Annotated in this window: 6 protein-coding genes; 2 read left to right on the forward strand and 4 right to left on the reverse strand. The window is 43.6% G+C overall.

All coding sequences use genetic code 11. From position 1 onward, the window contains the following. The coding region (locus tag O3A65_08740) for a TonB-dependent receptor (GenBank protein MDA1332545.1) at positions 1 to 2,244 on the reverse strand (2,244 nt) is incomplete at its 3' end. 148 nt (positions 2,245 to 2,392) lie between these two features. Here O3A65_08740 and O3A65_08745 point away from each other — a divergent pair. Together O3A65_08745 and O3A65_08750 are read left to right on the forward strand one after the other, a co-directional pair. Then, positions 2,393 to 3,094: a haloacid dehalogenase type II gene (locus O3A65_08745; GenBank protein MDA1332546.1), complete on the forward strand. Its 702-nt coding sequence runs from the start codon at positions 2,393 to 2,395 to the stop codon at positions 3,092 to 3,094. 24 nt (positions 3,095 to 3,118) lie between these two features. Beyond that, positions 3,119 to 3,787 carry a cytochrome b/b6 domain-containing protein gene (locus O3A65_08750; GenBank protein MDA1332547.1) on the forward strand — a complete coding sequence of 223 codons (669 nt, stop codon included), beginning with the start codon at positions 3,119 to 3,121 and terminating at the stop codon, positions 3,785 to 3,787. A gap of 43 nt (positions 3,788 to 3,830) precedes the next feature. Here O3A65_08750 and O3A65_08755 read toward each other — a convergent pair whose 3' ends face one another. From O3A65_08755 to O3A65_08765, 3 genes are all read right to left on the reverse strand, one after another. Further along, the gene (locus O3A65_08755) at positions 3,831 to 4,280 is read right to left on the reverse strand and encodes a cytochrome c (protein MDA1332548.1); all 450 of its coding nucleotides are present in this window, start codon (positions 4,278 to 4,280) and stop codon (positions 3,831 to 3,833) included. Positions 4,281 to 4,379: 99 nt separating this feature from the next. Then, entirely contained in the window at positions 4,380 to 5,453 is a 1,074-nt protein-coding gene (gene queG, locus O3A65_08760) for a tRNA epoxyqueuosine(34) reductase QueG (protein MDA1332549.1), read from the reverse strand. 25 nt (positions 5,454 to 5,478) lie between these two features. Then, positions 5,479 to 6,132, reverse strand: a complete 654-nt coding sequence (locus tag O3A65_08765) for a tetratricopeptide repeat protein (protein MDA1332550.1) — start codon at positions 6,130 to 6,132, stop codon at positions 5,479 to 5,481. Positions 6,133 to 6,440 lie beyond the last annotated feature (308 nt).

Genomic DNA, 6,440 nt, shown 5'->3' on the forward strand with positions numbered 1-6,440 from the left:
TAGAATTCCAAAACTCTCAAAATTCTCATCAAATAAATTGGTAATTTTAAGGAAGATCTCAAAAGACTTAGAAGCTTTATAAGTGGAGTCCAAATTGACGACAGTATACCCATCAATCGTTCCATTCCTATCTTGGTTATTTTCGTCCCCTCGAGCATAGACATCACTGAAGTAGTTCGCAGTAATGCCCGTTTTCCAAGTACCAAACGCCGTATACTCGAACCTTGCCTTAAGGGTTTGCTCGGGTATGTTCGGCATTTTATTTCCTGGATTTACTGTGATCACCTTTAACCCGTTGACTGTCCGATGCGAAGAATTATTGGGGCTATTGATGTCAAACGTGCTCTCAAACGTCGCGTCCAGGTAGCTGTAGTCGGCACGGAACCCGAAGTCACCAAGTTCCCAACCCATTCCAACTTCAAAACCCTGCCTTTGTGTTTCACCCACGTTATCGAAAAAGCCTGCATTCCCGATTGTGGAACCGGCCGCGTTAATGAATTGAATGTCATCTTCCAAGGTCGTGTTATAGATTGCAAAATTCCATACGTAATTTCGACCATAGCCTCTAGCACCCCATTCAATCGTTTTCGCGACGATCATATCCAATGGAGGATCAGCTAAGAACGCATTAGGTAACTTACACGGCGCATCAGGGTCAGCACATGTCAATTCAATTGGAGTCGGCGCCCGCATACCCTCCGAGTACTGTACGAAAGTCGTGTACCCCGGTTTTGGGTTGTAATTTACCCCAACCGCTGGGTTGAAGCGTTCAAAAGTATGCTTACCATTCAGTGCGGGATTAGCGCCACTACCATCCGCAATATTGATTTTTGCTTGATTCCAACGCAGTGAAGAAAGAACCGATATCTGATTTGTGACGTCATACATATCACTGACGTAAAGGCCGAAGTACTGGTTATCAGCATCGGCTTGAACTTCATTTTCAAAACCTTCTCCAGTACTAGTTGTCGTTCTTAACGCTCCCGAGCTAAACACGGCGCTCTCTTCTTCGTTACTAAAATTACTCTGACCGATATCTAGCGCACTTCCAATATTAAGCACATGACGAGAGAACAATCCTGTCCACTGAAGGGAAGCACCGTAACTCGTTGTTTTTGTCGTCGATCCCTCATTTGCACCGGGACACTCAGCATCATCACCGCCTGCGTCTTCGAAAAGTGTCTCGTCGGCGGCATCTATATCACCATCGCCGTCTAGATCTAGCTCATCTTCCTCGTAACATCGGGCCCCACCCAAACCAGTGGTATTACTTAGGCCGCTAGTGCCAATGAAATCATCGTTTACATTACTATTCATGTTTTCATTTTCGTATTCACGATAGTAGGCAACGCCTGACAATAAATTATTCTTCTCAGTAAAACGTCTCCAAGTCATATTGAGGAAGGCAAGTTCATTTTCATTTGTATCTGGATATGTATACGCCTGCTCTCGGTTACCCAAAAATGAAACGGGCAAAGCCTGCGTTCCATTCAACAGGCTATCCGCCCACGTAAGCGAAATGTCATAATCCATTAATTCAGTTTCTTGACCAAATTTAAAGAATAACTGCTTTACGTTACTGTCTGACGAGTCTCTAAAACCATCTTCATCGAACAAAGTTCCTGCGAAAAAGAAATCTTTATTGTCCTTACTCATCCCGTAAGAAAACTCGTAATTCTGTCTACTCCATGAGCCGCCGTAGGAACTGAAAGTAGACCCTGGGTTTTGGAAACCAGATTTCGTAGTTAGTGACAGCACACCACCAAGGGCATTCAATCCATAAACTGCGTTAGAGCCTGGAATTATACTGATCTTAGAAATCGCGTTCTGTGGAATAAAATCCCATTTGAGCGTATCTCCAAATGGCTCATTCATTTTAGTCCCGTCCATGAAGACAGCCAGCCCATTAGGATTTCCTAATAACGGGGAGGCCATCTGGCCGCGGTACATCAAGTCAGGCATAAATGGATTATTTTGTGCGTGGGTTACTGAGACTGAGTTTAAATTTCGCTCAATGAACTCAGCTGCATTCATACTGTTTTGTTCACTTAAAGTTTCGTTATCCACGGATTGAACATTACCTGGGATCTTTCTCACATCGGTACCCAGACCAGGAACCGGTGTTGTAGAAATCAACTGAATGCTATCCGTCTCAAGTTCATTAATACGATTTTCAGCATGAACAGTCGAAAAACCACTGATGACACTCAAGAAAAATACAATTAAAGAAAGACCCCTGCTCATATCAATAACCCTTAACTTAAGAAAATAAACGCCGTAGGATAGCACTTGAGGGTATGTGGCATATTAGGAATTATTCCTAAACTGTGGATTTCTACCTGTTAAACTTAAAAAAACCTAGATAAATTCTACCTTTTAAGGGAAATACCCAATGCTAAAAGCCCTAATTTTTGACGTCTTCGGAACGGTTGTCGACTGGCGCGGCAGCATTACAAGAGAAGTTCGTGCCGTTGCCGAGCACAAAGGTATTCGACTTAACGCAGGTAAATTTGCGAATGAATGGCGTTCAGGCTATCAACCCGCCATGGGTCGAGTGAGACGAGGTGAACTTCCTTGGCTGAACATAGACGCCCTGCATAGAATGATTCTCGATGAATTGAAAAAAAAGTATCACTTAGAACATCTATCGGAAGCAGAAACCGATTTGCTGAATCGATCCTGGCACCGACTCAAACCTTGGCCCGATTCTGTTCGTGGTCTAAAACAATTAAAGCAAAGCTACACCATCTCGCCACTCTCTAACGGTAATTTTTCTTTACTCAATAACATGGCTAAAAACTCTGGCCTGCCCTGGGATTGCATCATTAGCGCCGAATTATTCGGTCATTACAAACCGGATCCTGAAACCTACCTCGGGGCAGCCAAACTGCTGGACTTGCCTCCTGCAGAGGTCATGCTGTGCGCCGCACACAAAGACGACTTATTAGCTGCCCAAGCATGCGGTCTGAAGACTGCGTTTATAAAAAGACCAAAAGAATTTCCACCCTCAATAAATATTGACCTTACGACGGACGCGCGGTTTGACTATAACGCGGAGAGTATCATTGATCTAGCCAACCAATTAAACGTTTGATCAAGACGAGTATCTAGACGTCCAATGATCCCAAGTTCAAAAATCAAAGTCTGGGATATCTCGACCCGACTATTCCATTGGTCAATTGCCATCCTCATCACCTACCAACTGGTCACGGGCCACTTAGAAGGAGGGCCATCGGAGAGTCATATTATGGTGGGTTACTGTGTGTGCGGCTTAATTCTTTTTAGAATACTCTGGGGCTTCTGGGGCAGCCTAACCGCACGGTTCTCAGACTTTATCAAATCACCCAATACCGTTATTAGCTATATCTTGACCGACTCCGGTGCATCAAAACGCTCAAGTGGCCATAATCCAATCGGAGGTTATTCAGTTGTATTGATGATTTTGTCGATCATCATTCAAGTGAGCAGTGGATTATTTTGCGATGATGGTGTCATGTTGTCAGGGGCATTTAGCGATCTCGTTTCGGAGGACTTAACCTCTGTCGCCAATCAAATACACACCGTGAATGCAAAAGTACTCCTCTTATTAGTTTTCGCCCACTTAATCGCAATCAGCTGGTACACAATGTTGAAAAAACAAAATCTCGTGACGCCGATGATTACTGGTTATTCAAGTGAAATTAAAACAAACAATGAGGTACGTCAGGTCAACGAACATCCAAAACGCGCAATCCTCTTCGCAGTCATTAGCGTCGGAGTCACCATAATTTTAATATCTATACACTAAGGCACCTTGGCCTTGATTGTGGCAAACATAGATATTGACTGCTTTACTTGTTTCGATATTCGTCGTGACAGGCCTTACACGTTTTACCGAGCGCAGAGACGGCCCGCTTCGAGGCGTCATAGTCACCCGATAGGCTAGTCGTCGCCAGAAGCTCAGCCGCGTTTTGCATCAGCTTCATTTTCTGCTCGAAGTCCGGATAATTTGTCCAAATTTCCGGTTTAGCTTTAGTAGCCCCCGCGTGGGACTCGGTAGCAAACCCCTCCATTGGAATTTGACTGACATTAGCAATTATTTTCGCTCTACGTGTAAAATCAACTTGATCAAATGGTCGCTTTCCTTTGATCATATCTACGATTACCTCAAAATTCCAACCCATCACGGTGAAAGCACCTTGGCGATATTTGACCGCCTTCTCAACGGATTGAGCCGATGCCACATCAACGACCATAAGAAGCAATAAACTTGTAAAGCTCAAAAAATAACGATTCATCATGTTTCTCCTAGAATACACGCTGCATTTACAGACAAGTAAACAAAAAAACGGTTGCTGATATTTCCCATTTTAACGGTATACCAATATTAGAACGAATGGTTAGAGATGTTCGTCTAAGGCCCAAACAACATGCTCTCTAACCAATTCTGATGCATGTGATTTTTTTAACTCAAGCGATCGAATGATTTCCGGTGTAGTCGGTGCGTTTCCAAGCGCGCAACCTAAGTTACGCAGCCATCGCTCGTACCCAATACGGCGAATCGGACTACCCTCCGTATATCGATAAAATTCCGATTCGCTCCACGAAAACAGCTTCACTAAAGTTTCACCATCTAAGGATTCTCTTACATTAAAGTCTGGAACGGTTGTAACCGACGCATATTTATTCCATGGACATACCACCTGACAGTCATCACAACCGTAGATACGATTACCCATTAACTTTCTAAATTCTTTGGGGATACTTCCGCGGTGTTCGATCGTCAGATATGAAATACACCTTCGCGCATCCAACTTATAAGGACCAAGAATTGCTTTTGTGGGACAAATATCAATACATCGGCTGCATGTCCCACAATGCTCACTGGCGAGACTGTCTAGAGGCAAATCTAAATCAGTGTAAATCTCTCCTAGAAAAAACCATGATCCGGCATTTTTATTAATCAACAGTGTGTGTTTGCCACGCCAGCCCAAGCCTGATTTTGTCGCCAACTCCACCTCCATCACAGGTGCGCTGTCAGTAAATACACGATAGCCGAATGCGCCAATGATCGACTGAACGTTTTGCGCAACTTTTTCTAATCGTCCCCGAATGACCTTGTGGTAGTCACGACCTAATGCGTAATTGGAAATAAACCCCCTATCTGGAGCATTTAGGAAATTTAATCCATCCATACTTTTATCCCTAAACTGAAAATAATTCATTCTCAAGCTGATAATGCGCTTCACGCCACTGACAAGCTTATCTGGATTGATTTTCATCTCGAACCGGTTGCCGATATAGTCCATATCACCCGCATAACCCTTATCGAGCCATTCTTTTAACCTCGGTGCAGATTCTGATAAATCACAATCCGTTACGCGCATGTCATCAAAACCTTGCTCGCGAGCAATGCTACGGATCTTAGACGTTAACTGACCAAGATCAACATTGAATTCAACATGGGCGCTCATGATGCTTGACGTACGGAATCCAACATCAAATCCTATCGTTTTCGAGCCGTGCCTCTAGATCTACGATGACAGGTATTAGGTAATCCAAGTTAGGGTTTATAGCCATAGCTTGGGAAAGATAGTTATACGCATTTCTCGCATTAGAACGCTCCATCCAAATGCTTGCACAGCTTTGCATGACTCCGTAGTGATAAGGATTGAGTTCGAGCGCAACCTCGTAATCTGCCAGCGCATGATCAAGATCACCTGCATTCAGCCAAGCATCTCCACGTTTATTCCAAGCTTCAGAAAAAGATGGTTCCGCCTTAATAACTGAGTCTAACAATTCAATGGCCTCTTTAGTATTTCCATTTTGCAACTCAAGTATCGCCTTCACAAACAGCCGCTTTGCGGACAAGTTATCCATACGAAGCCAAAGGCCGGTAATGGCCTGGTCAGCCATGCTGCGCACCGCTGAATCATCGTCTCTTAACATTCGCAGCATATGAGGTACATCTTCAATCATCCCTATATCAGCCAACCGGGCAAGGGAGCGGCGCCTTACAGAGGCATCAAAGTCTTTAAGTTGCTCAAGCACGTGCTCCCGATCAAACTTAGAGCCCCAGTCCTCTGCCAGGACTATTGGAGAAGAAAATAGAAACAACCCAATGATCAGTGAAGACCTAAACAAATGACTCATATCTGCGGTAACTCTTACGAATAAAAAGTATGATTAAGTATAAACAATAACTTATAAGTCAAACCACTGCATCTTAAAATTTATTAACTCTTTGAATTAGATGCTTTTTAGCAGGCATCTTTTTAGTATACTTAAAGGCAAGATTAATGTTCCACTTTCTAGGGCTGTTTCATGCAAAATAAAGTTCCCTTATTACTGATTCTTATTGGCTTATTTTTAATTCAACCGGCATCAGCTGCCTCCTATCCTCTCGGAACCATGACCTGCGATGATATTGGCAAATTTGCCTCTGAAGCGATGCGATGGAG

This window comes from Pseudomonadota bacterium (genome assembly GCA_027624715.1).
GTDB lineage: Bacteria > Pseudomonadota > Gammaproteobacteria > Burkholderiales > Eutrophovitaceae > Eutrophovita.

What these genes read in the sequence shown, in the direction of transcription:
- O3A65_08765 (MDA1332550.1), bottom strand. Translation starts at nt 6,132, where the DNA reads ATGAGTCATTTGTTTAGGTCTTCACTGATCATTGGGTTGTTTCTATTT.
- O3A65_08755 (MDA1332548.1), bottom strand. Translation starts at nt 4,280, where the DNA reads ATGATGAATCGTTATTTTTTGAGCTTTACAAGTTTATTGCTTCTTATG.
- O3A65_08745 (MDA1332546.1), top strand. Translation starts at nt 2,393, where the DNA reads ATGCTAAAAGCCCTAATTTTTGACGTCTTCGGAACGGTTGTCGACTGG.
- queG (MDA1332549.1), bottom strand. Translation starts at nt 5,453, where the DNA reads ATGAGCGCCCATGTTGAATTCAATGTTGATCTTGGTCAGTTAACGTCT.
- O3A65_08750 (MDA1332547.1), top strand. Translation starts at nt 3,119, where the DNA reads ATGATCCCAAGTTCAAAAATCAAAGTCTGGGATATCTCGACCCGACTA.